Raw genomic sequence first — 24,842 nt, 5'->3', positions numbered from 1 at the left:
GAGTGACGTTCGCGCGGCCGGGTGCCCTTTCCCCTATCCCGCCCCTTCCCGAACCCGGGGCTCCGCCCCGGACCCCGCACCCGACACTTGAGTGCCAGGGCCAAGGGCAACTACCGCCCGGCAGCTTCCGGGGCACAGGCCCGACGCCACACCCACGGCCCGGGGCGCCGCCCCGTTTCGCCCCCCCCGGGGCCAGGGGCACAGCCCGGTCCCCCAACCGGGCCCAGGGCACAGCCCCGGCTCCACCCCTCAAGGCCACGGGCACAACCCCGTCACCCAACCGGGCCCAGGGCACAGCCCCGGCTCCACCCCTCAAGGCCACGGGCACAACCCCGTCACCCNACCGGGCCCAGGGCACAGCCCCGGGCACCCGACCGGGCTCGGGGCGCAGCCCCGGAGGGGTCCGGGGCTGCGCCCCGGGTTCGGGAAGGGGCGGGGTGGGGGAAAGACACACCGCGGCCACCGCCCAGGGAAACCGCCGGCGCCGACTACGTTTCGCGGCCCAGGAGGGCCAGGAGTTTGGTCTGGGCGTCGGCGTTCGGTGGGGGGTCGACCGGGGCCGCGAAGAGGCCGCTCTTCTCCAGGTCCGCGGCGTAGGGGGCGACCTCCCGTACGGAGAAGTCGACCAGCGGCTTGGGGAGCCGTTCGTCGGCACCGATGGCGCGGGAGAGGTCCCACGCGTGGACCGTCGCGTCGGCGGTCATCTGGGCGCAGTACTCCGTGGCGGGGCTCGCGCCGTAGGAGAGGGCGACGGTGCGCTCCAGGGCGCCCGGCTCCTGGAAGGCCGTACGGGCGACGGCGGCGGCCGCGTCCCAGGTGGCGACGGGGTCCTCACCGAGCTGGTCGCCGGACAGGACGTCGGACTCGCCACCGGCGCTCGCGCCCTCGCGGAGCAGCGCCGGGACCCACATCTGCTCGACCGCCAGGTGGTTCACCAGGTCCCGCACGGTCCATTCGGTGCAGGGCGTGGGGGCGTCCCACTGGTCGGGCCGTACGGCGTGCACCCGCTCGGTGAACAGGTCCAGCGCCTCACCGTGTCTGGCCAGCAGCGGATTCTCCGCCGCAAGGTTCGCGGAGGTGTCAGTCATGCGCGCCGGGTACCCGCGCCTCGTGGCGTTAAAAAACGCGCAGAGGCGCCGGGCACGGGCCCCTGATCTCCCGTGCCCGGCGCCGCCCTCATCCCTACGCGGGCCGCTCGGCCACGCGTCGGGTCCCCGGGCGGAGGTGCCTCAAACCTGGTGAAGAAATCTTCCGCAGGAATCCGGACCCGACCCGTCCGTGCCCGTGTCGATGCCGTGGCGACGGGTACGCGGGAGGGACGAAACACCCGGAACGCCGGGAGGGAAGTACATGCGACTCGGATTCCTGAATCCGCTGTTCGAACGCCCAGGCCCCTGGGCAACCGTTTACGTCGACACCTCGCACCCCGACCAGTCCTCGGCCGAGGAACACGAGCGGCACGCCCGTGAGGCGTGCCGCCGACTGGAGCAGCAGGGCGCCGACGCGCGCACCTGCCGTGCGGTGTATGACGAGCTGGCCACGGTGACACCGGCGACCGAGCCGGTGGGCCGGGCCGTCTTCGCCTCGCGCGGCGAGGTGGTGCTCGACCCGTCGCTGACGGCGCCGCCGCAGGGCGCGCCCCACGCGTGCTGGTCGGCGCTGCCTCACGTGGGGCCGCTGGTGGAGCTGGCGGGGGACGATCCGTCCTGCCTGGTGGCGTACATCGACCGCACGGGCGCGGACTTCGAGCTGCGCCGCGCGCGCGGCGACCGGGCCGTGGGTCGGGTGACCGGGCAGCAGTGGCCGGTGCACCGCACCGCGACGGCCGACTGGTCGGAGCGCCATTTCCAGCTGCGGACGGAGAACACCTGGGAGCACAACGCGGGGCTGATCGCGGACGAGCTGCGGGCCCACCAGGAGGAGACGCAGGCCGATCTGGTGCTGCTGGTCGGGGACGCGCGCGAGCGGCGCGCGGTGCACGACCGGCTGCCGGAGCAGCTGCGCGGCCGGGCGGCGGAGACCGCGCACGGCGGCCGGGCCGCCGGTTCGGCTTCGCCCGGTACGCACGCCGCCCGCCTGCTGGACCGCGACGTGGACGAGGTGCGGGCCCGGCATCTGCACGATCACACCGGAGAGGTGCTGGAGCGCTTCCGGGCGGGCCGCGTGCCCACGGAGGGCCGTGTGACGGCCGCGGAGGGCGTTCCGGCGCTGGTCGACGCGGCGCGTGAGCACCGCATCGGCACGCTGCTGATCCGGCCGGACGGCACCGACCTGTACCGCGACGTATGGGCGGGGGCGGAGCCGGACCAGGTGGCGATGCGCCGTACCGACCTCCAGTACCTCGGCGACGCCCGGCCCGCCGCGGTGCGCGCCGACGACGCCCTGATCCGCTCGGCCGCGGCCACCGGCGCCGAGGTGCTGACGGTGCCGCCCGGCGGGGCGGAGGACACGAACGGCGCCCCGGTCGGGGGGCTGGGCGCACTGCTGCGCTGGCCGTACGAGGGCGGCGCGCCGCAGTGAACTCTCGGGGACATGACCATCCCACGAGCACAACGGACCCATGAAGGAAGGGGACCGACATGCAGCGAGGCAGCAACCGGCTGAGCGTTCACCGGGACGATGAGATGAAGCAGGAGCTTCAGGGCCTGATCCGTTCCGGACACCCGACCCGGGTCGAGGAGTGGCACGACCCGGAGCCCGCCGCCGACGACGACCCGGAGGTGACGACCGGTCCGGTGCCCGCGCCCGGGGCGACCGGCCAGGCGGAGGCGCTCCGCTTCGAGTTCGCCCGCCATCTGGGCCGTACGACGTTCCCGGCGGAACGGAGCGCCGTGCTGCGCGTGCTGCACGAGCGGCACGCACCGGACCGGCTGATCGCCCTGGCCCAGGAGCTGCCCGCCCACGAAACGTTCCACACCGTGCAGGAGGTGGTCTCCGCGCTCGGCCTGCGGCCCGAGGCGTAGCATCCCCGAGGCGTAGCCGCTCCTTGCCCCCGACACATCCGAAGAGGGCGAGCGACATGCCTCAGTACGTGAAAGACGTCATGACGCCGGCGGTCACGTCGGTGCGTCCCGATGCCTCGCTGGTGGAAGCGGCGCAGCTGATGCGCGCGAAGGACATCGGCGGGGTTCTCGTGGCGCTCGACGGTGAGTTGCTGGGCGTCCTCACCGACCGCGACATCACACTGCGCGCGGTCGCGGACGGCGTCGATCCGCTGACGGTCAGCTGCCATCTGATGTGCACCCCGAACCCGGTGACCATCGGCCCCGACGAGGAGATCGCGGAGGCGGCCGCGCTGATGCGCAGGCATGAGGTGCGGCGGCTGCCGGTGGTCCGGTCGGGGCGCCCGGTGGGTGTGGCGAGCATGAGGGATCTGAAGCAGGGAGGGGCGCCCGCCTGAGGGGTGGATCCGGACGCCAAGAGGGCGGTGGGGGAACGGGAGTTGCCGTACCCCGCCGCCCTTTCTCGCGTCCACTGGCAGTCCATATGGCGAGACGACTCTTCTCGTGATGCGAGACGCGGCGTACGGTGGCGATCGTTTCCGCCCGCGGTCGACTCGACGCTCGATGAGGAGTTCCGTCATGCCGAACGACGCCGTCTACACCCACGGACACCACGAGTCGGTGCTGCGCTCGCACACCTGGCGCACGGCCGCCAACTCCGCGGCCTATCTGATCGGCCACCTCAGGCCCCACATGCGGATCCTGGACATCGGCTGCGGCCCCGGCACCATCACCGCCGACCTGGCCGAACTGGTCCCCCAGGGCGAGGTCGTCGGCGTCGACACGGAGCCCGCCATCCTGGAGCGGGCGCGGTCGGCCGCCGACGAGCGCGGGCTGACGAACACCCGCTTCACGGTCGCCGACGTCCACGCACTGGACTTCCCCGACGACTCCTTCTGCGTCGTCCACGCCCACCAGGTGCTCCAGCACGTCGGCGACCCGGTGCGGGCACTGCGCGAGATGCGGCGGGTGTGCAAACCGGGTGGCATCGTCGCGGCCCGCGACAGCGACTACGCCACCATGACCTGGCACCCGCACGTCCCCGGGCTGGACGCCTGGCTGGACCTCTACCACCGGGTCGCGCGCGCCAACGGCGGCGAGCCGGACGCGGGGCGCCGACTGCGGTCCTGGGCCCTGGAGGCGGGCTTCCCCGCCACCGCCGTCATCGCGAGCGCCGGGGCGTGGTGCTACGCCACCCCCGAGGAGCGGGCGTGGTGGAGCGGGCTGTGGGCGGACCGCACGGTCGCGTCCTCGTACGCCCGGCGCGCGGTGGAGGGCGGCCACGCCACGGAGGCGGAACTGCGGGAGATCGCGGACGCCTGGCACGCGTGGGGCAGCCGGGACGACGGCTGGTTCGCGGTCCTGCACGGTGAGGTCGTGTGCCGCGTCTGACGTGCGGTGGAGGTTCAACTAGGCTCGCCCGCATGGACATCATGGGGACTTCACTGCGGGTCTGCGTCGACGATCTGGACTCCGCCATCAGCGTCTACGAACGGCTCACCGGCGCCGAGGCATCCCGCTTCCAGCGGGGCGGCGTCTCGGTCGCGGCGGTCGGCTGCTTCTTTCTGATGAGCGGTCCGGAGTCGGAGATGGAGATCCTCCGCAAGATCACGGCGACGATCGCGGTGAAGGACGTGGACGAGGCGATCGCCGATCTGACGGCGGTCGGCGCGCAGATCGTCGCGGGCCCGATCCCCGCCCCCACCGGCCGCATGCTGGTGGCCCGCCACCCGGACGGGTCGATCTTCGAGTACGTGGACCGCAACCCGGGCTGACTCCCCCGGCCATCCCCGTAAGGCGCCCCGGCCGGTGAGGCGGGGCGCCGCTTCGGCATCCGCGGCTACGCGGGCCCCAGCATGTCGCTGGTCATGGCCCAGCGGTCGTGGTCGCGCCACGCCCCCTCGATGTAGAGGAAGTCCGGCGAGAAGCCCTCCAGCCGGAAGCCATGCCGCTTGACGAGCGCGGTCGACGCCTCGTTGCCGGGCTGGATGTTGACCTCGATCCGGTGCAGCCCGAGCGGCCCGAAGGCCTGCCGCAGCACCAGCCCGAGCCCCTCGGACATATAGCCGCGCCCGGCGGCGGGCGGGAAGGCGCCGTAGCCGATCGCGCCGCACTGGAACGCGCCGCGCACGATGTTGTTGATGTTGATGAACCCGGCGAGCGCGCCGGTCTCCCGTACGCAGACCAGGAAGCCGCGCCGGTCCTCCCGCTCCAGCTGGGCGATGAAGCCTTCGTACGCCTCGTCGGTCGTGGGCAGCGTCAGCCAGGGGTGGTGGAAGGAGACGCTCTGCCGCGCGAGCCGGACGAATTCGGCGCCGTCCTCCCGCCGATGGGGCCGGATGGCCGCGCGGGTTCCCTCGGCGAGATACGCGTGTTCGGGCATTGGTCAATGATGGTACGGAGGCCCGGCCTCCGCCACCGACTTCGGCCGCGGCAGGCCGACAGCACGGACGACAGTAGGCCGACAGCAGCAGAGCCTCTGGTCACATTCATGAACGCCACGCACAGCTGGGACCCCCGGCCGGGCAGCGGGTGTGCTCACCCGTCCCGGCCGGGGTCGCGCAGCGCCATGGCCGCCGCGTAACCGGCATCCACCGGTACGTCGATCAGCGCCCACGGCCCCACCGGCACCGGCTCCCGGCCGGTGCCGACGTAGTCCTGCGCCGGGTCCTGGGACAGCCCGGTGCCGATGCCCTTCAGATACGCCTCCTTGCGCGTCCAGCAGCGGCCGAAGGCGGCGGGCCGGTCCGCGGTCGGCAGCGCGTCCAGCTCGGCACGCTCCCTGGGGTGCAGGCTCTGGGCGACCTGGGCCACCGTGGAAGCGGACTGGAGCTTCTCCACATCGGCCCCGACCGGAGTCCCGGCGAAGGCGAAGAGCACCAGGTCGCCCGCGTGCGACATATTGAAGTGGAGCGGGGCGCCGACCACCGCGGGGCGGCCGTGGGGGCCACCGCAGCCGGGGCAGTCCTCCCGGGTGAACGGCACGGCGGCCGGGTCCACGCCCAGATAGCCGCCGAGCAGCTGCCGCAGCCCGATATGGGCCGCCGTGTACCGCTCCCGGTCCTCGGCGCGCAGGAACCTCCCGGCCCGCTCCTGCTCCTCGGCGTCGAGGATCTTGCCGGGTGCGGCGGTGTCCAGGGCGGCGGTGAAGGCCGAGACGCTGAGCAGCCAGGTCTCGGGCTCGCCGCCCTGCGGCCACCGACCGGCCAGGGCGGTGGGCAGCGGCTCACGGCCGACGTGGCGCGGGGCCCGTGCGGGTGTCAACTGGCTCCTCCAGTACCAATGATGGCGAAACAGTTCGCCTATCGGGTTTCAAGGCTGCTCACGCTACCGCTGCCCCAGAGGGGTCGGCAGTGCGCCCCGGACAATCCTCGCCGACGAGCGGCTGAACGCGGTGCCCTCATGTGCGCAGCTCCAGGGCGGGCACCCCGGCCCCGGGCAGGCCGAACGCGTGGGCGTACAGGGACAGTTCGGCCTCCAGGGCGCGGACCATGGTGTCGGCGCGGCGGAAGCCGTGCCCCTCGCCCTCGAAGGTGACGTACGCGTGCGGCACCCCGCGCCCCGCCATCGCCGCCACGAACCGCTCGCACTGTGCGGGCGGGCAGATCGTGTCGTCCAGCCCCTGGAGCAGCAGGAACGGCGCGGTGATCCGGTCGGCCCGGTGCAGCGGCGAACGCTCCCGGTAGCGGTCCGGGACCTCGGCCACCGGGCCGATCAGCGACTCCGCGTACCGCGATTCGAAGTCATGGGTCTCGCCGGTGGCCCAGGCCGCGGGGTCGAGGATCGGGTAGATGATCGTGCCGCACGCGTACAACCGGGTGGCGGTGAGCGACACGGCCGCCGTCCAGCCGCCCGCGCTGCCGCCGCGAATCGCCAGCCGGGCCCGGTCGGCGACGCCCTCGTCGGCGAGGGCTTCCGCGACGGCGGCGCAGTCCTCGACATCGGCCACACCCCACCGCTCGCGCAGCCGGTCGCGGTAGGCACGGCCGTAGCCGGTGGACCCGCCGTAGTTGACCTCGACGACACCGATACCGCGCGAGGTGAAGTACGCGATCTCCAGGTCGAGCACGAGCGGGGCCCGCCCGGTGGGCCCGCCGTGCGCCCACACCACATAGGGCGGCAGCTCGCCGGGCGGGGCGGTGTGGTGGGGGCTGTGGGGCGGGTAGACATGGGCGTGGATCTCGCGGCCGTCCGCCCCGGTGACGGTGCGGACCTCCGGCCGGGGGTAGTACGCGGGGTCGACGGGGTCGGTGTGGGCGCTGCCGATGACGCGGGCGTGGCCGGTCAGGGTGTCCAGCTCCACGACCTCGTGCCCGCTGTGCGGGCTCGCGGCGACGCCGACGACCCGGGTGCCGTCCACGGCGAGCGTCGGCTCCCACTCGGTCCACGGCCCGGCGACGTCGGCCAGCTCACCGGTCTCGGGGTCGAGGATCCCGAGCGTCTGGGCACCCCGTCCGTGCAGCACCGCGATCAGCCCGCCGTCCAGCGGCGCGAACCACCGGTGCCCGAGCTTCCACAACGGCCCCCCGAACTCCTCCTGGCGGGGGCACAGCGTGCTGCTCGCGATGACGTCCCCGCCCGCCCGGTCGGCGTCGATCCGCTCCAGCTGCCACCAGCCGCTGAGATCCGAGACGAACAGCAGCGAGCCGTCGGGCGCCCACTCGGCCTGGGCCACCGATTCATCGGTCTCCCCCACGAGCGGCAGCACCTTGGTGAACGGACCGTCATCCGTCACCTCGGCGACCATCACCACCGTGCCGTCCCACGGCATCTGGGGGTGGTTCCAGGCGATCCACGCGACCCGGCGGCCGTCGGGCGAGAGCCGGGGCGCGGTGACGAAGTCATGGCGGGCGACGGTCAGTTCGCGCACCGCCGTGCGGTCCTCGGCGGCCGAGCCGTCCAGCGGTACGGCGGCGATCACGCGCCGTACGTCGGTGGGCCGCTCCCCCGTGAACTCCTCCAGGACGCACCACACTTCGCCGCGGTCCGCGTGCAGCCGCAGGTCCGCCCAGCGCAGCCCCTCGCCCACGGAGGACACCGGGGTCAGCGGGCGCGGCGGGGCGCCCGCCGGGGCGTCCGGCTCGTACGCGTACAGCCGCTGGTCGGCGAAGTGGACGAACACCACCAGCGGGCCGCCGGTCGCGCGCGGCGCCGCGGCCCAGGGGGCGCCGCCGTAGCCCATGACCTTGCTGCGCACGTTCCACGGCGGGGGCAGTACGGGCTCCTCGGTGCCGTCGGCCCGCCGCCGGATCAGCGCGCGGCGGCCGCCCTCGGCGGGGCGGGGCGCGGTCCACCACACCTCGGGGCCGACCGTGCCCACGTACTCGGGGTGGCCGTCGTGCGAGGCGGCGAGGGCGGCGTCGACCGGGGAGGGCCAGGTCCCGTACGGGGCGGTGGCCGTCACCTGCTGCACCACCGGCTCACGCCCTCTGGAGGAAGTGGTCGAGCACCCGGACACCGAAGTGCAGGGCGTCGACCGGCACCCGCTCGTCCACGCCGTGGTAGAGCGCCTGGTAGTCGAAGCCCTCGGGCAGCCGCAGCGGCGAGAAGCCGTACCCGCGGATGCCGAGCCGGGAGAACTGCTTGGCGTCCGTGCCGCCCGACATGCAGTACGGCACGGCGTGGCCGCCGGGGTCGAATCGCTGGATCGCGGCGCGCATCGCCTCGTACGTGGGCGCCTCGGGCCCGGCCGGGGCCTGGAGGGGGACCTCGCGGTGGTGGAACTCCCAGTCGACGTCGGGGCCGGTGAGCCGGTCGAGGGTGTCCCGGAACTCGTCCTCGCCGCCGGGCAGCATCCGCCCGTCGATATAGGCGGAGGCGCTGCCCGGGATCACATTGACCTTGTAACCGGCCTCCAGGACCGTCGGGTTGGCGCTGTTGCGCACGGTCGGCTCGATGAGGGCGGCGGCCGGACCGAGCTTGGCGAGCAGTTCGTCGACGTCGAAGTCGGGCGCGTCCACGTCGGCCGGGATGTCCTGGAGCGCGGCGATCTCGGTGAGCGCCGCCTTGACCGTGGGGGTCAGCCGGACCGGCCAGCGGTGGTCGCCGATGCGGGCGACGGCGGCGGCCAGCCTGCTGACCGCGTTGGCCCGGTTGACCTTCGAGCCGTGTCCGGCCCGGCCGCGCGCGGTGAGCTTCAGCCAGGCCGTGCCGCGCTCCCCCGCCGCGATGGGGTAGAGCCGCAGCCCGGGCCCGGCGTGGAAGGTGAAGGCGCCGGATTCGCTGATGCCCTCGGTGCAGCCCTCGAACAGCTCCGGGTGCCGGTCGGCGAGGTAGCCGGAGCCCCAGGCGGCGCTGTCCTCCTCGTCGGCGGTGAAGGCCAGCACGATGTCCCGGCGGGGCCGCACCCCGGCCCGCGCCCAGGCCCGGACGACCGCGAGGACCATCGCGTCCATGTTCTTCATGTCGATGGCGCCCCGGCCCCACACCACCCCGTCGCGCACCTCCCCGGAGAAGGGGTGCACGGTCCAGTCGGCGGGCTCGGCGGGCACCACGTCGAGATGGCCGTGGACGAGCAGCGCGGGCGCCGCCCGGTCGGTGCCCTCGATCCGGGCGACCACATTGGTGCGCCCCGGCGACCGCTCCAGCAGCGTGGGGTCGATGTCCACGTCGCTGAGCATCTCCGCCACGTACTCGGCGGCCGGGCGCTCCGAGCACTCCCCTCCGCCGCGGTTGGTGGTGTCGATCGCGATCAGCTCGGAGGTGAACCGCACCACCTCCTCCAGCGCCTGCGCGTCGATCGCCTCCGGACGGGACGGGTGGGACGTGTCAGCCATATTGCTCCTCCACCGCGGCCGATACGACGGTCGTGACCGCCTTGAAGCAGCGGATCCCCTCGTACATGGTCGGTGAGGTGAAGGCGACGCGCCGCTCGCCGCTGTGCTCCACGCCCGGTACGACGCTCGCCGCCCCCACCAGATGCTCGGCGTCGAATTCCAGCTCGATCGTGAACGGCCCGCGGTGCGGGGGTTCGTGGCGCACCGCCAGCACGGCGGCCTCCCGCGCCGCCTCCCGGATGTCCGCGGCGGTGCGGGCGGGGGTGCGGCACACCGCCGCGTACCGCGAGACGTAGTCCTTGACGGCGACGCACCGGGCGTCCGGCGCATAGCCCTTGGCGTCCTCGCAGGTCTTGTCGTCCCCGGTGACGAGCACCACCGGCACCCCGTACTCGGCGACCACCAGCGAGTTCAGCAGGCCCTCGCTCGCCCGGGCGCCGTTCGCCCAGACGCCGGTCACGGAGTTGGGGAGGTACGTGTGCGCGAGGACGCCCTCGGTGCCCGCGCCGGTGTGATAACCGATGAACGCCACCCCGTCCACATCGCCGTGCTGCACCCCCTCGACCATGCTCAGCGTCTTGTGCTTCCCGGTGATCATCTGTGCCCGCTGGTCCAGCTTCTCCAGCAGCAGATTGCGCATGGACCAGTGGGCCTCGTTGATGAGCACCTCGTCCGCACCGCCGTCGAAGAACCCCTGCACCGCCGCGTTCACATCCGAGGTGAACGGGTGCCGGAAGCGCTCCCACTGCGGGGTGCCGGGCAGGACATCGCCCGGCCACGTCACCCCGGTGGCACCCTCCATGTCGGCGCTGATCAGGATCTTCATGGTTCGTTACGTTACGCGCTGTGCGGGGGCCGAACCACCCCTGTGGATAACCGTCCCTCGCCCTCCGGCGCCCGTCCCACCACGAACCACCGGGCCGGGAGCTCCACCCGCGAACCGTCGGCCCATTGCTCCGTCTGGGCCAGGGCCGTGGGGCCCTCGGCCAGGATCCGCAGCCCCGCCGCCACCAGCACCTCCGCCACTTCGGTGTCCCCCGCGTCGGCGGGCTTCAGGCCGTGGTCGAACACGCGACGCAGCTTGAGCGGCGGGCCGCCGGGGCTCCGGGCCAGGCGCGCCAGCGTCGTCTGTGACTCCTCGGTCAGCTCCGTGACGAAGCCCCGGCCGCGGCTGCCGATCAGGGTGGCCACCGCCTCGGCGACCGGACGGCGGTCGGGGGCGTCGCTCTGGTGGATGACGGCGCGCATGTAGACGTTGGCGTCGCCGAGAAGCTCGTGCAGCTCCCGCACGGCCGCCGGGTCGGTGAGGCTCAGCTGCCGGAACTCGGCGGTCCGCCCCGTATCGGCGCGCCGCGCGTGCTCGACCGCCGCATGGGACAGGTCGACGCCCAAGGCGCGGCCGCAACGGGCCGCCAGATAGCGGGTCTGGGTGCCGTTTCCGCACCCCAGGTCGAGGATGGGGAGGGAGAGGTCGGCGTGCGGGGCCAACCGGTCCATGTCCCGGGCGGCGCTCAGCGACGGGTCGGCATCCCAGATGGCCTCCCCCGGGGCGTCCGAGGTGGCCCGCCAGTAGCTCTCCCACGCTTCCCGGTAACGCTCCGACACGCTCATCGCCGCTCCCCACGTCCGTTCCCACTGTGCGTCAGGCTCCGCTTTCAGGCTGCCCGTCGTACGTTGCGTCAGGCCGCGCGTGAGGAGCGATGGGCGGGCCCGTCAGCGCCTGCTCGAACCAGACGGTCTTGCCCTGCCGCGTCCGGCTCGTCCCCCACTCCCTGGCCAGCTCGCTGATCACGCGCAGCCCGCGCCCGCACTCGTCGTCCGGTCCGGCGGTCAGCAGCGCGGGCAGGTCGTGGTCGTCGTCGGAGACCTCGCACAGCAGCGCCTCGGTGCGGACCAGGCGCAGCACCACATGGTGGGTGTGGGCATGGGCGACCGCGTTGGTCACGGCCTCGCTGACGAGCAGTTCGGCGGTCTCCACGGCGTGCGGAAGGTCCCAGCGCAGCAGCCGCTCGCGGACCAGGCGGCGGGCCCGGCCCACCTCGCCCGGGTCGAGGGCCAGCCGCCACTGGGCGACGTCGTCGGAGGGGATGCCGTTCAGCCGGGCCATCAGCAGCGCCACGTCGTCCTTGCGGCCGCCTCGTTGATTGAGAGCGCGGATGACGGTGTCGCACGCGTCGTCCATCGACGCCGCCGGGTGGGCCGCTGACTCGCACAGCGCCGCGAGCCCGGCGCCGATGTCCTGGCCGCGCACCTCGACCAGGCCGTCCGTACAGAGGATGAGGCGGTCGCCGGGCGCGACCCGTACCGTGGCCGTCTCGAACGGCACGCCGCCCACGCCGATCGGCGCGCCGGTCGGCAGGTCCAGCAGCTCACTGCGGCCGTCCTGGGCGCGGACCAGCACGGGCGGGATGTGGCCCGCGTTGGCCAGGAGCAGTTCGGAGCGGATCGGGTCGTAGACCGCGTACAGGCAGGTGGCCAGATAGTGCTCGCCGAGCCGCTGCGCCAGGTCGTCCAGGTTGCGCAGCAGCTGCGCGGGCGGCAGGTCGAGGGCGGCCATGGTCTGGACGGCGGTGCGCAACTGGCCCATCATCGCGGCCGAGTTCAGCCCGTGCCCCATGACGTCGCCGACGACGAGCGCGGTGCGCGAACCGGACAGCTTGATGGCGTCGAACCAGTCGCCGCCGACCCGGCCGAGCCGGGTGCCGGGCAGATAGCGGGTGGCGGTGTCACAGCCCGCCATGCGCGGCGTCACCTGGGGCAGCATGCTGTCCTGGAGGGTCTCCGCCACGTTCTCCTGGTATGTGTACATGCGGGCGTTGTCGAGTACGAGCCCGGCGCGGGCGGCGAGTTCGGCCCCGGTCGTGCGGTCCATGTCGTCGAACGCCTCGCGGCCCGCGCGGCGCAGCAGCACCATGAAGCCGAGCACCACGGTGCGCGCCTTGAGCGGCACGATGAGGATCGACCGGCCGTTGATCAGCGGCCGCAGGTCCCGCTTCTCGAACTGCCCGGCGATCCGGTCGCCCAACTCGTCGCCGACGTACGGGATGAGCACGGGTTCGCCGGTGACCATGCACTGGAAGAACGGGGTGTGCTCGGGGAACGCGATGCTCTCCCCGACCGGCACCGTGTCGTCCCAGCGCCCCGGTTCGTCGTTGTGCTCGACCCAGACGCGGTGCCAGACGGTGGTGACGTCGGGCGGGCCGTCGGGGAAGCCCTCGCCCGCGAGGACCTGGGCGCGCAGATGCGTACCGGCGAAGTCCGCGAAGCGCGGGACGGCGGCGCTGGTCACCTCGCGGATGGTGCGGGCCAGGTCGAGGGAGCTGCCGATGCGGCCGCTGACCTCGTTCAGGAACTCCAGGCGCTCGCGGACGGCGGCGTGTTCGAGGTCTTCGGGATCGTCGGCGTCATCGGCGTCGTCGAGTGCTTCGGGACGGGGTGGCGGACCGGCCGCGCGGAGCCGCGCCGCGCGGCGGGCCTGGCGCTCGCGGTAGCGGGGCATGCCCCAGTCGGGGGTCACCGGGACCCGTTGGTGGTGGCTGATCTCCAGGACGGGGTAGCCGAGTTCGAGGACCTGGGCGACGATCCGGCCGGCGGTGGCCGGGCCCATGTTCGGCAGGATGTCGGGCAGTCGTCCGGCCAGCAGTTCGGCGCCGGGGAACTCGGTGTGCAGCGCGAAACCCGGCGCGAAGCGCTCGTCCGGGGCGCCCCCGGTGAGCCCCGCGGCGTCGGCGGCCAGCACCAGCAGCCGCTCGGGTCCCGGTCCGACGAGGGGGTACGCCCACCACAGGACGTCGGCTTGGGCGGCGCCCCGGTCGGTGTCGGCCGGGAGGGCCATCCGGGCGCGGCCCGAGGTGGGGTAGGAGCGCGGGCCGCCGAGAGCGCCGTCCGCCGCGTCCGGGAAGTCCTCGCCGCGCAGTGCGCCCGAGACCGGCATCAGATCGACCGCGGGGACGCCGATGGCCTGCTCGCGGGTGCGTCCGAAGAGCTTGCGGGCGCCGGAACTCCAGTGGGTGACCAGCCCGTCGGCGTCGACGACGACCACCGCGAGCGGGATCCGGCCGGACACCTCCGTGCCATGCTCCATAGGCGGAAGACTCCTTCGCACGCACGACCCGCACCACCGTCTTCAACGGTACGGCGGGGGCCGGTCACGGCGTGGGCCAATACCCGAATAGGTGTCATCTTGTACGAGGCTGCGGGCACGTGTGCGAAGCCCGCGCCCCGGCCCCCGGCGGAAGGCGGGGGCCGGGGCGGGGCGGCCGGTGGTCAGTCCTCGTGGCCCAGGTGCAGATCGCGTTCCGTACGGCCGCCGCCCGCCACCTGGAGCACGGTCGCCACCGGGGGGTAGCCCGCGGCGATCACCGTGTACTCCCCCGCCGACAGGTCGATGAAGCGGAAGGCCCCGTCGGCGGCGGTCGTCGCGGTGTCGACCACGTTCCCCGCCGCGTCCAGCAGCGTGACCCGGGCGTCCTCGACGAGGCGGCCGTCACCGGCGCGTACGACGCCGCGCAGCACCGCGCCCCCGGCCAGTTCGATGTCCTGGCGGGTCTCGCGGGCGGCCTGCACGGTGACGGGCAGCGCGGCGGGGCGGAAGGCGGGTGCGCTGGAGGCCAGGGTGTACTCCCCGGCGACCAGCTCGGTCATCACATAGCCCCCTTCGCGCCCGCTGCGCGTGGAGGCGACCACCTCGCCGCGTACGTCGGTGAGGGTGACCGTCGCGTCCCGTACGGGCGTGCCGTCCGCCGTGAGCACGGAACCGGCGAGGCGGCCCGCGCCGCCCAGCACCACGTCCAGCTCGACCGGGCGGTCGCCGACCGTGACGCTGACCGCCCGCGGCTGGTGGCCGCCGGCCGCCGCGATCAGGACGTACGACCCGGTGCCGGGCGTGCTCAGCGCGTACCGCCCGTCCTCGCCGGTGGCGCCGCGCCCGATCTGGCGGCCGCCGATGTCGATGAGGGTCAGCGCGGCCCGCGGGACGGAGGTGCCGTCGTGGTGTTGGACGGTGCCGCAGACCGGGATGCCCGCCACGGGCGGCGGCGGGGGCGGGGCGGCGTGCCGGGGCACCGAGCGCGCCGCCGGTACGACGGGATCCGGCTGCACGCCGGGGTCTGGCTGTACGGCGAAGTCGGTGTGGGACACCAGTGGTTTCTCCTTCAGCAGGAAGGCGAGCAGGAAGCCCAGGACGAGCACCGGCACGAGGTAGAGGAAGATCCGCGGTATGGCGTCGGCGTACGCCGTGATGTAGCCGTCGCGCAGGGCGCGCGGCATCGCGTGCACGATCTGCGGGGTGATGGAGTCGGGGTCGGGCAGCTCCGGTCCGCCGACGGTACGGACGCCCGTGCCGCCGGGGAACTCCTCGGCGAGGCGGTCGGCGAGCCGATGGGCGAAGAGGGTGCCGAAGATGGCCGCGCCGACGCTGCCGCCGATCTGCCGGAAGTAGTTGTTGGCGCTGGTGGCCGAGCCGAGGTCGTCGGGGGACACCGAGTTCTGCACGGAGAGGATCAGCACCGGCAGGACGAGCCCGATGCCCAGCCCGAGGACGCCCATCCAGAGGCTGTAGTCCTGGCGGGAGGTGTCCTCCTCCAGCCGGGACAGCAGCCACATGCCGCCGATCGAGATGAGGCCGCCGACCACGGGGAAGACCTTGTAGCGGCCGGTGGTGCTGATGAGCTGGCCGGCGGCGATCGAGGCCAGCACCATGCCGCCCATCATGGGCACCATCAGCAGCCCCGACTCGGTGGCGGAGACCCCGTCGACCATCTGGAGGAAGGTCGGCAGATAGCTGGCGGCGCCGAACAGAGCGACGCCGATGACCGCGCCGATGAGTCCGGAGACGCAGAAGACCGAGTCGCGGAACATCCGCATCGGCATGAGCGGTTCGGGGACGACGCACTCGACGACGACGAAGAGGATCGCGGAGCCCGCCGCGCCCAGGGCGAGCCCGAGGATGACGCGCGAGTGCCAGCTGTACTCCGTACCGCCCCAACTCGTCAGCAGGATGGTGCAGGTGGAGAACATGGTGAGGAACAGGGCGCCCAGGAAGTCGAAGCGCGGCCGCCGCAGCGGTTCGGGCACCTTGAGGACGCCCGCCACCACGGCGAGCGTGACCAGGCCGAAGGGGACGTTGACGTAGAAGCACCAGCGCCATGAGGCACGGTCGGTGAAGAAGCCGCCGATCAGCGGCCCGGCCACCGACGCCAGGCCGAACGCGGCCCAGATGAGCCCCATGTAGCGGCCGCGCTCCCGCGGCGGCACGATGTCGGCGATGATCGCCTGGACGCCGATCATCAGCCCGCCCGCGCCGACGCCCTGCACCGCGCGGAAGACGATCAGCTCGTCCATCGTGCGCGACCATCCGGCGAGCGCGGAGCCCACGACGAAGACGACGATCGCGAAGATGAAGACGCTCTTGCGGCCGATGAGATCGCCGAGCTTGCCGTAGACCGGCAGCACGATGGTGACGGCGAGGAGGTAGGAGGTGACGGTCCAGGACATCTTGTCCAGGCCGTGCAGTTCGCCGACGACCTCGGGGAGGGCGGTCGCGACGATCGTCTGGTCGAGGGCGGCCAGCAGCAGGGCGAGCATCAGCCCGAGGAAGACCGTCCGCACCCGGGCCGGGCTGAGCCCGGCCCCGACAGGGCCGTCGTCGGCGCGTGGTCGCGCCGTGCCGGTGCCGTCCCCGTCTCCGGGTTGGGCTCCGGGTCCGTTGTCGCCGGAGGCGCGGGCGGGTGCGCCTGCCGGCCGTTGGCCCTTCGCGAAGGTGGTCTCGGTGATCCCGCCCACGTCTGTCTCCCCATCGTCACGCCTGCGCCGCCGCCCTTTTCTCGCATTACGCAACAACAAGGGGCAAGCGCGACGAATCGACAAAGAGACGGGTTCGGGCGGCTTTACCGCAAGTGAGAGCATGTGCGCCCAGGGAGCGCACCGCGGAGAAAACCACCCGAACCGGTGACCGCGACGCCGAGACCGAGACGGGGGCGGCCGGGCGTCCGGGAGGCTACTGGGCGCTCTGAGCCGGGAGTTCGGCCGCGAGCTTCTCCAGCACGCCGTCGTAGATGCGGGCGAGGCCCTTGGGCGCGAAGGTGCGCTCGAAGAAGCCGCCGATGCCGCCCGCGCCGTTCCACACCGAGGTCACGACGACCCGCGCCTTGCCCTCCCCGGCCGGGGTGACGGTCCAGGTGGTGACCATGGAGGAGTTGCGGTCCTTCTCCACGAGCTGACCGTCGCTCGGCTCGGAGACCTCGAGCAGGCAGTCGCGCACCCGCTTGCTGGTCGCCTGGAGCCGCCAGTGGACGAGGGTGCCCTCGCCGTCGCCGCCCTCACGGACCTCGTACTCGCTGAACTGCTCGGTGAGCAGCCGGGGGCGGACCTCGCGGTAGTCGGCGAGCGCGTCGAACACGTCCTCGGGCTTGCCCGTGACGATGCGCTCCGTGGTGGCCTCGACCTGGCCCATTGCTCTGTCCTCCGATGCTTGCGTTGCGTTGGTGCGCTGCGGCGCCGTTGCCCTGCGCGGGCAAGCCAACCACCTGCGGGTCACCCGCCCAAATTCGGGGTTGACGCAAACGAAGGGAACATGTGTTCTATTAAGGGAATGGGCGAGACTCCGGAGGTGCGGGCCATGCGCTGGGACAACCTGACAGGCGACGGCGAGGCGGCCGCCCCGGCCCTCTTCTCCACGGACGCGGTGGTCCGCCGCACGTTCGAGACCCCCGAATTCCGCGGCATCACCTTTCACGAGATCCGCGCACGTTCGATCGTGAACCGGGTGCCCGGGGCCTCCCGGATGCCGTTCGAATGGACCGTGAACCCGTACCGCGGCTGCACCCACGCCTGCTTGTACTTCGCTGCATGACCCTATTGAGCCCGGGAGGTCCGATGCTCAGCACTCCGAACGCGCACAAGGCCTGGACAGGCATGACGAGGTCATTACCGACTCCGGAGGCGCCAGGCCAGTATGCCGCCGCGAACAAGGCGGAGAGGACGGCTTACGCCGTGCTGCTGCATGGACCGGCTGCGCGCCCAGGCGACACCGACGCGAGCCAATGGCTGCTGCTGCGCGACCGCACAGCGAAGCGCCTGTAACCGACGCACCAGCAGCAGCCACACTTCAGGAACGCGTCAGTCGCCCAGGACACCTCTGCGTGCGATGCGCTGGCCGAATGAAGCCTGTGATCCGGCCGTCGTCGGACCGCCCAATGAGCCGAACGCCACGTCACCCATCGTCTCCTAGTGCCGCGTCAGTCAAGGTTTGCCCGGTAGCGAGGTCGGCCTCGTAGTGGGCCTACTCGGTCGATTCGGCAACGCCGCAGATGGCCGTGCCAGGGCGGCGAGCGGGGTGAACCTTGGCTGACGCGGCACTAGGTAGAGCCGGGTGATCGTCACAGCGCTGGCGACCTCGGGGGGTCTGCGCAGGCGACCTTGGTGCGCCGACGGGAGGACGGGCGGGCATGGGCAGGGCCACCCGCCCGAGCGCGACGGACAGCATGGTCTTGTCGACCCCGGGTGGCTAGCGCAAGTGACTGGTGATACCTCGCATGCGGTCCCCCTGTGACCAGGTAAACGCCGCATCGCCACCTGTTCACTGGCGCCGCTAGTGGCGGAACGCGCCACCGCGGCTTGGGGGGCGAGAGTGTGGGGCTCTTCGCAAGGCTGGCGCCTCATGCCGAGGACATCTCAATGGAGGAGGGCTGCGACGGACGCGGGGAGAAGATCCCGCAGATCGGTGATCTGAACGTGGGCGGCATGGGTCGCGGTGAACTGGGCAACGGACATGCTCGGTGTGCCGAAGACGGTGGTGAAGGTCCGCAGTGCCCCTGGGGTGCGGTCCAGAGCCCAGGCCGCGGTTGAAGTGCTGGTGGTCAGGAAGCGGCGGGGCTCGGGGCCGATCACGAACAGCTCTGCCGGGCGGCCGGAGGTGTCGGCGGCGAGCATCACGAGGTCCTTGAAGGTCTGGCGCTTGCGCATGGCGTCCGCGCCGCGCCAACGAGCAAGCTTGAACTCCGCGATGCGCTGGTCTGTCTCCAGGTCGTACGGGCGGCTCGGGTCGTTGCCGGCGCCGAGGGAGGGGCGGACAGTGATGCGTTCTTCATCCCCGAGAATGTGGGGCAGTACGAGGAGGATGCCGCAGGCGTGGATCAAGTCGTTGATCCGGCCCAGGCTCTCGCGGACCGTGAGCGCTGAGGCAAGCAACTCCGGCACGACGTGGCCGTCCTCGGCGACCCGTATGACATTCATCCCGTCGGCGCCCTCCAATTGGTGCTCCAGCGAGGCCAGGGCCTGGGTGAGCGGCTGTCGGCTCAGGAAGTCGGCGAGGACCCCCACGGCGGTGCTCAGCCGCTCTGCTTCTTCACGGTCCTGGTGGGCTGAGGAAGTGTCCATAGCGGACAGTCTGGCGCTCCTTTCCCCGTCATCGGTGGGTGTTGGGGCGACTCTCGCCGGGAGCCTGTGGCGGTGCAGCGCGGCCTCCCGATGTAGGCCGCCGGGCAGCTGCTCGGCCCCCAGGGCCTGCCGCTGCTCAGGGCTTGTCCCCGCCCGCAGTCGGCTCGACGCCACTCGTCCCCGTTGCCGACCGCCCCGCAGCCCGGCCAGTACGGGCGCGGTCCGGCTGCGAGCGGGCCGGCATGCGACGCCCAGCCCGCCGCCATCGAATGGGCTGGCCAGGAACCGCTCACGACCCTCACTACGGATAATTTCGGGCGTACCTATGACGGCGTCTCGACCCCGCTGTATCGCTACACGCCTGTTGAGACCACTGTGAACGCGGTGGAGCCCCCATTGGACTACCACTGGCACGTTCCGACCTCGCTCAAGACTGCGTGAATCAGGGCGGCGTCTCGAACGTGCAGGTTATCCGGCCCCCGGCGCGCAGCGACCAGCAGTAGCCGGGCCAGCGCTGGGCTCCGCAGGGCCGGCCGTCCGATGGTGTCTGCGGGCGGGAATAGGGTCCGTGTAGTGAGTGACTACTACAACCTGTTCCTGGCGGTGGACCTGCCGCCTGATCTGCTCGGGCCGGTGCTTCTGGAGTTGAGGTGGCTCCTGGGACAGGACGAGATGCCGACGGAGCTCGAATCCGAACGCGTCTCTTTGGAGATCGCTCCCGCCCTCGCGGCCATCCGCACCCTCGACCTCAAGGTGGTCCGCGCTGGCCTGAGCGGGGCCACCGCCCAGCGTTAGCTGTCCCTGCAGGAGACTGGCCCGCAGGGACAGCTCGTCCTCGGGCTGGTGCTGGCGCGCAACGCCGACATCGACCTCCCGCCGCCCTCGACCTCCACGTCGACCGCGTTGGCGAAGGCGACGGCTACCGAGTGCTGCCCACCTGGCAGCCGTACGACCAGTTGCCCGCCGTCGTCCGCGGCAACAGAAGGGACCACGGCACCGCCCCTTCACGGAACTCGGCATCGTACGACTGTCGCTTCTCCGCCATGACTCTCAACTTCCCCTGCAGTCACAGCCTCAACGCTACGAGGGGAAGGCCACTACCTCGCCCGCGCTCAGAGCCTAGGCAATCAGCATGAGGACTGGATGGGCGAGTGGCAGTGCCTGGTCTTGTACGCCCTGACCGAGGAGGCGCAAACAGCTACCTCAATCGCCTCCCGGGTGGGTATACCCGATGTATTCTGTCAGGCATGACACACACAACGATCAAGGTCGAGAGCAGCATCCGTGACCGGCTGGCGATCCTGGCCGCCGAGAAGGACACCACGATCGCGGGGCTCGTCGGCGAATTCGCCACCCACACCCTTACACAGAGCGAACGGGACGAGCAGGTCGCCAAGACCCTCGAAGTCCTGCACGCGCTCTCCGGCTACGCCCCGGATCCCGAGCAGGACCGCGCAGCGGACGATGAGCTCACGCGCCGGCTCAGCAGCGCCGCATGAACCCTGTCGCCCCTGTCGATGCAGTCCTCGACGACAGCGCGCTGCTCGCCCTGGGCTCAGGCAACGTCCTGGCCTCCCGCCTTCTGTACCAGGCCGCCGAGACCGGGGCCTGGCGCGTCCACGTCGCGCTGGCCGCACTCGCCGAAGCGGACCGGGTACGCACCGGACTCGCCGGCCACCTCGGCATGCTCGACCAGGTGGTTTTTCATCCGCTCGATCTCGCCGCCGTCTTGGCCGCCTCGGGCCACGAGCGGTCCCTTGGCTGGTGCCACACCCACCATGTGGCCATGCCCGGCCCCGAGCGCCTGGATGGGGCACGCGTCGCCACCGTCCAACCCAAGGCCTGGGACGGGGCCAACGTCCGGGTGCTCGACCTCTCTCCCTGAGCGATCCACCCGGGTTGAGGCGGACTTCCCCAGTGGATGTGATCCCAGCACTTCCCCAAGTGCGCGGACTTAGAGCTTGTCTCACGTGGTGAGTTTGGCGAGCTTCTTGTAGCAGGTCAGGGCTGCCGCGAGCCCGAGGAAGGCGAGGAAGTGGTTCCCTTTTCGCTCGTATCGCACGGTCAGGCGACGGTAGCCGAAGAGCCAGGAGATCGACCGCTCGATCTTCCAGCGGTGTCGGCTGAGGCGCTCGCTGGACTCAATGCCGGGTCGGGCGATGCGTGGGACTATGCCGCGGCCGCGCAGCCACGAGAGTCGATCGGTGGAGTGGTAGGCCTTGTCGGCGCGGAGCCTTCCCGGGCGGCGGCGTCGCGGTCCACGGCGGGAGCGGATAGCGGGTATGCCCACGATCAGCGGAAGGAGTGCCTGGCTGTCGTGGACGTTGGCGCCGGAGACGCCGAGGGCGAGAGGTAAGCCTTGCGCGTCGGACAGGACGTGCAGTTTGCTGCCCTTCTTGCCCCGGTCGACCGGATTGCGCCCGGTCAGTGATCCCCTTTTTTCGCACGAACCGAGGCCGCATCCACGATCGCCGAGGCCCAGTCCACCTCACCGCGAGCTCCGAGCTCGTCCAGGACAGCCCGGTGCAGGCGACGCCACAGCCCAGCCTCGGTCCATGCGGCGAACCGGCGATGTGCGGTCGCCGGCGAGACACCGAACGACTCCGGTAGATGCCGCCAGGCGCAGCCGCTGGTCAGCACGTACACGACGGCCGTGAACACCGCTCGCTCATCAACCGGGGCCGTTGTGGGTGCCGAAAACCTCATCCGTAGGCTGTGACCTGCAGGATTAAGGATGCGGCTGAGAGTCACCGGGCTGGTACGCCAGGATGATCCATCGTGCTCCCGGGCGAGAGCGAGGCTCAGAGCAACTGGTGCTGATCCAGGCGGACCGGGGGCGGACCTGGCAGCTCGCCGACGCCTGCCGCGTGCGCGGTGGTGATTCCTTAGCCGGCGACCATCCCGGAACCCCCTGCGTCGTGCGACGGTACGGCCCGCGAGTCGCCGGCGGCCGGCCGTTGACCTCGATCACGCGGGGACCGCTCGCCGTCAGCCGCAGCTCGACGTGAAGCACCCCCAGCTCAGGCCCAGAGCCCGGACCTCGGCGGCCACGACCCCTTCAACAGGCCGCTCGACCTACGCGGCATCGCCTGACCTGCACGATCACCCGCAAACAGGACTTCGAAACGACCCTGCCTCAAGCGTCCCGCGTCAGGCACGAGAAGACGCCGCGGGAGACGCAGTACCTGCGTCTACTGCTTCGCGCGCAAGACGCACAGCTATCTCGACCTCGACACCGGGCGCGACTTCGACACCCAGGTCGTGGTCAAGGTCAACGCCCCGGAGCTGCTGCGGCGCGAGCTGGCCGCGCCGCGCTGGCGCGGCGAGCACATCGCCATGGGCACCAACGTGGACTGCTACCAGCGCGCCGAGGGCCGCTATCAGCTCATGCCCGGCATCCTCGGCGCGCTCGTCGAGCGCGCCAACCCCTTCTCCATCCTCACCAAGGGCACCCTGATCCTGCGCGACCTGGAGCTGCTGCGCCGCGCGGCCCGCGTCACCGACGTCGGCGTCTCGGTCTCCGTCGGCTTCACCGACAGCGCGCTGTGGCGCAGCGTCGAACCCGGCACCCCCTCCCCCGAGCGGCGCCTCGACGCCGTACGGACCCTGTCCGGGCACGGCGTCCCCTGCGGGGTGCTGATGGCCCCGGTGATCCCCTTCCTCGGCGACTCCCCCGAGCAGCTGCGCGCGACCGTCCGCGCCATCGCCGAAGCCGGGGCGACCTCCGTGACCCCGCTCGTGCTGCATCTGCGCCCCGGCGCCCGCGAATGGTTCACGGCCTGGCTCACCGGGCACCACCCGCGGCTGCTGAAGCGCTACGACGCCCTCTACGACGGCGGCTCGTACGCACCGAAGTGGTACCAGCGGCGGATCACCGGCATGGTGCACGACCTCGCCGCCGAGTACGGCATCGGCCCGTACGAGCCCGGGGCCCACCGCGCCGTCCCCGACCCTGCGCCCGGTCCCGCCGATTCCCCGGGCCCCGCCCAGCTGTCGCTGCTGTGACCCTTCCACCGGTGTCCGGGCCACGCCACCTACGGTGGAGGCATATGAACGGGGTGCTGGTAAGGGAGATGACCGAGTCCGACATCGACGCCGTGGCGGCGGTGCGGGTGCGGGGGTGGCAGAAGGCGTACACGGGACTGATGCCGCAGACGTATCTGGACGGCCTGAGCGTCGAGGAGGACGCCGAGCGACGGAGGGAGTTCTTCTCCCGCGGACTCGGCGACGTGGTCAACCTGGTGGCGGAGGACGGCACCGGCGAGGTGGTCGGCTGGTCGTGCTTCGGCCCGTACCGGGACCGCGATCTGCCGGCCGGGGACGCCGAGCTGTACGCCCTCTACGTACACCCTTCGCTCCTGGGCACGGGCATCGGCCGCGCCCTCCTCGACGAGACGCGCCACCGGGTCGCCGAGCGCGGCTTCCCGCATCTGCGGCTGTGGGTGCTGGAAGGGAACGGACGGGCCCGCCGCTTCTACGAACGGGCCGGCTTCGTGACGGACGGGGGCGCGGAGACGTACAGGGTGGACGGTGCGGCGGTGCCGGAAGTGCGCTACGCCCTGCGGCTGCCGGCGGCGTAGCGCACGTCCGGAACCGCCGCACCCGTCACCGCACGCCCGCGCGGCCCGTGCCCGCCCGGCCGGATCGGGGGGCGGGCGGGGCGGGGGTGTCCGGGTCCAGGGAGCCGCCGACGCTGATGCGGGCCAGGGCGGCGGCGGCCGCGGCGCTGAGCCGTATGTGCTCGCCCGCCGCCTTCAGGGCGGGGATGGCGCGTTCGTCGCCGATCGCGCCCAGCCCCTCGACGCAGGCGCGCGCGATGGCCCAGTGCCGGTCGCGGGCGGCCAACTGCCGTTCCAGGGCGGCGACCAGGGCCGGTACGGATTCGGGGGCGCGGAGTTCGACGAGGAGCCGGATGGGGTGCAGGGAGTACGCGGTGCGCAGCGGGTTGGTGGCGAGGGCGGCGGCGGCGCGGGCGGTGCGCGGGTCGCCGAGCCGGGCCAGCACCCGGGCGGCGGTCGCGCAGCGCGCGGGCTCGCGGTAGTTGAGGAGCAGGACGAGCGTTTCGAAGGCCCGCCGGTCGCCCGCGCTGCCCAGCACGAAGGCGGCGGTTTCGCGGGCCCACAGCGGCTGCTCCGGCGCGACGAGGATGCGGGCGAGCTGTTCGCGCGCGGCGGGGGTGCCCTGGCGTACGAGCGCGAGCAGCGAGGCGTGTGCCGCGGTCTCCTGTTGTGATGTGAGCGAGGCCCGTACCCGCTCCGTCAGCGTCCGGAATTCGTCGTCCATGTCGAGGTCTCCCCTCCCCGGTGATCCGCGCCATCGCGCAGGACTCACAGTCGGCTCTGGCGTCTTGGTTACCCGCGAGTTAATATGGCGACACGAGCAGCACCCCTGCTCGGGCGGCCTGGTGACGCAGCCGCCTTGTGTGACGTCGGTTCGGCAGTTTCAGCAGAGTTGCGGCATGGCCCCGGGACAGGGCCCGCCGTGTGTCTCCCACGGGCAGTTTCCTCCGTGCGGCGCTGTCCGCCAGGGAGCGTGCAAGCCCTTCCGTCGGAGTTTTCGTCACAGCCGGAGGAGATCCCGCGGCAGGCGCCGGACGCCCGTCCGGATTGCCCGCATCGCGGTGCCGTTCCTCCGCTCTTCACCGAAGGCTCCCCTCGATCGTCCCAGTCGTCACTTCATCCCCGTC

General features: G+C 72.2%; 22 protein-coding genes and 2 pseudogenes. 11 read left to right on the top strand and 13 right to left on the bottom strand.

Features of this window, described 5'->3' with window-relative positions; all coding sequences use genetic code 11:
- Window positions 1-488: 488 nt before the first annotated feature.
- The gene (locus LCH29_RS07410) at window positions 489-1,088 is read right to left on the bottom strand and encodes a TIGR03086 family metal-binding protein (RefSeq protein ID WP_446460888.1); all 600 of its coding nucleotides are present in this window, start codon (window positions 1,086-1,088) and stop codon (window positions 489-491) included.
- Between the two features lie 262 nt (window positions 1,089-1,350).
- On the opposite strand from LCH29_RS07410, the gene LCH29_RS07405 reads away from it, so the two are divergent.
- The 5 genes from LCH29_RS07405 to LCH29_RS07385 all read left to right on the top strand — a co-directional run bounded on the left by LCH29_RS07405 (window position 1,351) and on the right by LCH29_RS07385 (window position 4,777).
- Entirely contained in the window at window positions 1,351-2,520 is a 1,170-nt protein-coding gene (locus LCH29_RS07405; protein WP_446460887.1) for a baeRF2 domain-containing protein, read from the top strand.
- 59 nt (window positions 2,521-2,579) lie between these two features.
- Complete coding sequence (locus LCH29_RS07400; RefSeq protein ID WP_123099069.1) at window positions 2,580-2,963, top strand: DUF2795 domain-containing protein; 384 nt, start codon at window positions 2,580-2,582, stop codon at window positions 2,961-2,963.
- Between the two features lie 56 nt (window positions 2,964-3,019).
- On the top strand, window positions 3,020-3,400 hold the full coding sequence (locus LCH29_RS07395; RefSeq protein WP_446460886.1) for a CBS domain-containing protein: 381 nt from the start codon (window positions 3,020-3,022) through the stop codon (window positions 3,398-3,400).
- Between the two features lie 181 nt (window positions 3,401-3,581).
- Window positions 3,582-4,394 carry a methyltransferase domain-containing protein gene (locus LCH29_RS07390; protein WP_446460885.1) on the top strand — a complete coding sequence of 271 codons (813 nt, stop codon included), beginning with the start codon at window positions 3,582-3,584 and terminating at the stop codon, window positions 4,392-4,394.
- Between the two features lie 32 nt (window positions 4,395-4,426).
- Window positions 4,427-4,777, top strand: a complete 351-nt coding sequence (locus LCH29_RS07385) for a VOC family protein (protein ID WP_446460884.1) — start codon at window positions 4,427-4,429, stop codon at window positions 4,775-4,777.
- A gap of 65 nt (window positions 4,778-4,842) precedes the next feature.
- On the opposite strand, the gene LCH29_RS07380 is transcribed toward LCH29_RS07385, so the two are convergent.
- The 9 genes from LCH29_RS07380 to LCH29_RS07340 form a co-directional block, all read right to left on the bottom strand.
- The gene (locus tag LCH29_RS07380) at window positions 4,843-5,385 is read right to left on the bottom strand and encodes a GNAT family N-acetyltransferase (protein WP_446460883.1); all 543 of its coding nucleotides are present in this window, start codon (window positions 5,383-5,385) and stop codon (window positions 4,843-4,845) included.
- A 155-nt stretch (window positions 5,386-5,540) separates the two neighbouring features.
- On the bottom strand, window positions 5,541-6,266 hold the full coding sequence (locus LCH29_RS07375; protein ID WP_446460882.1) for a 4'-phosphopantetheinyl transferase family protein: 726 nt from the start codon (window positions 6,264-6,266) through the stop codon (window positions 5,541-5,543).
- 136 nt (window positions 6,267-6,402) lie between these two features.
- Window positions 6,403-8,406 carry an LpqB family beta-propeller domain-containing protein gene (locus LCH29_RS07370; protein ID WP_446460881.1) on the bottom strand — a complete coding sequence of 668 codons (2,004 nt, stop codon included), beginning with the start codon at window positions 8,404-8,406 and terminating at the stop codon, window positions 6,403-6,405.
- A 16-nt stretch (window positions 8,407-8,422) separates the two neighbouring features.
- Window positions 8,423-9,778 (bottom strand): M20/M25/M40 family metallo-hydrolase, encoded by a 1,356-nt coding sequence (locus tag LCH29_RS07365; protein WP_446460880.1) that lies wholly within the window; start codon window positions 9,776-9,778, stop codon window positions 8,423-8,425.
- Complete coding sequence (locus LCH29_RS07360) at window positions 9,771-10,604, bottom strand: M55 family metallopeptidase (RefSeq protein ID WP_446460879.1); 834 nt, start codon at window positions 10,602-10,604, stop codon at window positions 9,771-9,773. Before LCH29_RS07360 ends, LCH29_RS07365 begins: the two co-directional genes overlap by 8 nt.
- 11 nt (window positions 10,605-10,615) lie before the next feature.
- The gene (locus tag LCH29_RS07355; protein ID WP_446460878.1) at window positions 10,616-11,389 is read right to left on the bottom strand and encodes a class I SAM-dependent methyltransferase; all 774 of its coding nucleotides are present in this window, start codon (window positions 11,387-11,389) and stop codon (window positions 10,616-10,618) included.
- A gap of 31 nt (window positions 11,390-11,420) precedes the next feature.
- Window positions 11,421-13,862 (bottom strand): SpoIIE family protein phosphatase, encoded by a 2,442-nt coding sequence (locus LCH29_RS07350; RefSeq protein ID WP_446460877.1) that lies wholly within the window; start codon window positions 13,860-13,862, stop codon window positions 11,421-11,423.
- Window positions 13,863-14,044: 182 nt separating this feature from the next.
- Window positions 14,045-16,561 carry an MFS transporter gene (locus LCH29_RS07345; RefSeq protein ID WP_446460876.1) on the bottom strand — a complete coding sequence of 839 codons (2,517 nt, stop codon included), beginning with the start codon at window positions 16,559-16,561 and terminating at the stop codon, window positions 14,045-14,047.
- A gap of 214 nt (window positions 16,562-16,775) precedes the next feature.
- The gene (locus tag LCH29_RS07340; RefSeq protein ID WP_123099541.1) at window positions 16,776-17,231 is read right to left on the bottom strand and encodes an SRPBCC family protein; all 456 of its coding nucleotides are present in this window, start codon (window positions 17,229-17,231) and stop codon (window positions 16,776-16,778) included.
- Window positions 17,232-17,396: 165 nt separating this feature from the next.
- Between LCH29_RS07340 and LCH29_RS07335 the strand changes: the two are divergent.
- A pseudogene (locus LCH29_RS07335) lies at window positions 17,397-17,618 on the top strand (Rv2578c family radical SAM protein); the annotation flags it as partial.
- A gap of 833 nt (window positions 17,619-18,451) precedes the next feature.
- On the opposite strand, the gene LCH29_RS07330 reads toward LCH29_RS07335, so the two are convergent.
- Window positions 18,452-19,156 carry a PE-PGRS family protein gene (locus LCH29_RS07330; RefSeq protein WP_446460875.1) on the bottom strand — a complete coding sequence of 235 codons (705 nt, stop codon included), beginning with the start codon at window positions 19,154-19,156 and terminating at the stop codon, window positions 18,452-18,454.
- Between the two features lie 573 nt (window positions 19,157-19,729).
- Between LCH29_RS07330 and LCH29_RS07325 the strand changes: the two genes are divergently transcribed.
- The 3 genes from LCH29_RS07325 to LCH29_RS07315 all read left to right on the top strand — a co-directional run bounded on the left by LCH29_RS07325 (window position 19,730) and on the right by LCH29_RS07315 (window position 21,041).
- Window positions 19,730-19,951 (top strand): hypothetical protein, encoded by a 222-nt coding sequence (locus tag LCH29_RS07325; RefSeq protein ID WP_446460874.1) that lies wholly within the window; start codon window positions 19,730-19,732, stop codon window positions 19,949-19,951.
- Between the two features lie 452 nt (window positions 19,952-20,403).
- Window positions 20,404-20,655: a hypothetical protein gene (locus LCH29_RS07320; protein ID WP_446460873.1), complete on the top strand. Its 252-nt coding sequence runs from the start codon at window positions 20,404-20,406 to the stop codon at window positions 20,653-20,655.
- Window positions 20,652-21,041, top strand: coding sequence for a hypothetical protein (locus LCH29_RS07315; protein WP_446460872.1), 390 nt, complete (start codon window positions 20,652-20,654; stop codon window positions 21,039-21,041). The genes LCH29_RS07320 and LCH29_RS07315 overlap by 4 nt, the downstream gene beginning before the upstream one ends.
- A gap of 81 nt (window positions 21,042-21,122) precedes the next feature.
- On the opposite strand, the gene LCH29_RS07310 is transcribed toward LCH29_RS07315, so the two are convergent.
- Window positions 21,123-21,961, bottom strand: a protein-coding gene (locus tag LCH29_RS07310; RefSeq protein ID WP_446461276.1) for an IS5 family transposase whose coding sequence is annotated in 2 segments (ribosomal slippage) — window positions 21,123-21,583 and window positions 21,583-21,961 — 840 coding nt in all. Because the reading frame shifts where the segments join, the coding sequence is not laid out codon by codon here.
- 363 nt (window positions 21,962-22,324) lie between these two features.
- Here LCH29_RS07310 and LCH29_RS07305 point away from each other — a divergent pair.
- Together LCH29_RS07305 and LCH29_RS07300 are read left to right on the top strand one after the other, a co-directional pair.
- Window positions 22,325-23,161: pseudogene (locus tag LCH29_RS07305) on the top strand (radical SAM protein); the annotation flags it as partial.
- Between the two features lie 68 nt (window positions 23,162-23,229).
- Window positions 23,230-23,736, top strand: a complete 507-nt coding sequence (locus LCH29_RS07300; RefSeq protein WP_446460871.1) for an N-acetyltransferase family protein — start codon at window positions 23,230-23,232, stop codon at window positions 23,734-23,736.
- 25 nt (window positions 23,737-23,761) lie between these two features.
- Here LCH29_RS07300 and LCH29_RS07295 read toward each other — a convergent pair whose 3' ends face one another.
- Complete coding sequence (locus tag LCH29_RS07295) at window positions 23,762-24,439, bottom strand: HEAT repeat domain-containing protein (protein ID WP_446460870.1); 678 nt, start codon at window positions 24,437-24,439, stop codon at window positions 23,762-23,764.
- Window positions 24,440-24,842: the final 403 nt, after the last annotated feature.

This window comes from Streptomyces sp. BRA346, from assembly GCF_052851135.1.
The sequence above is the reverse complement of the archived record's forward strand: the minus strand, read 5'-3'. Positions and strand labels throughout refer to the sequence as shown.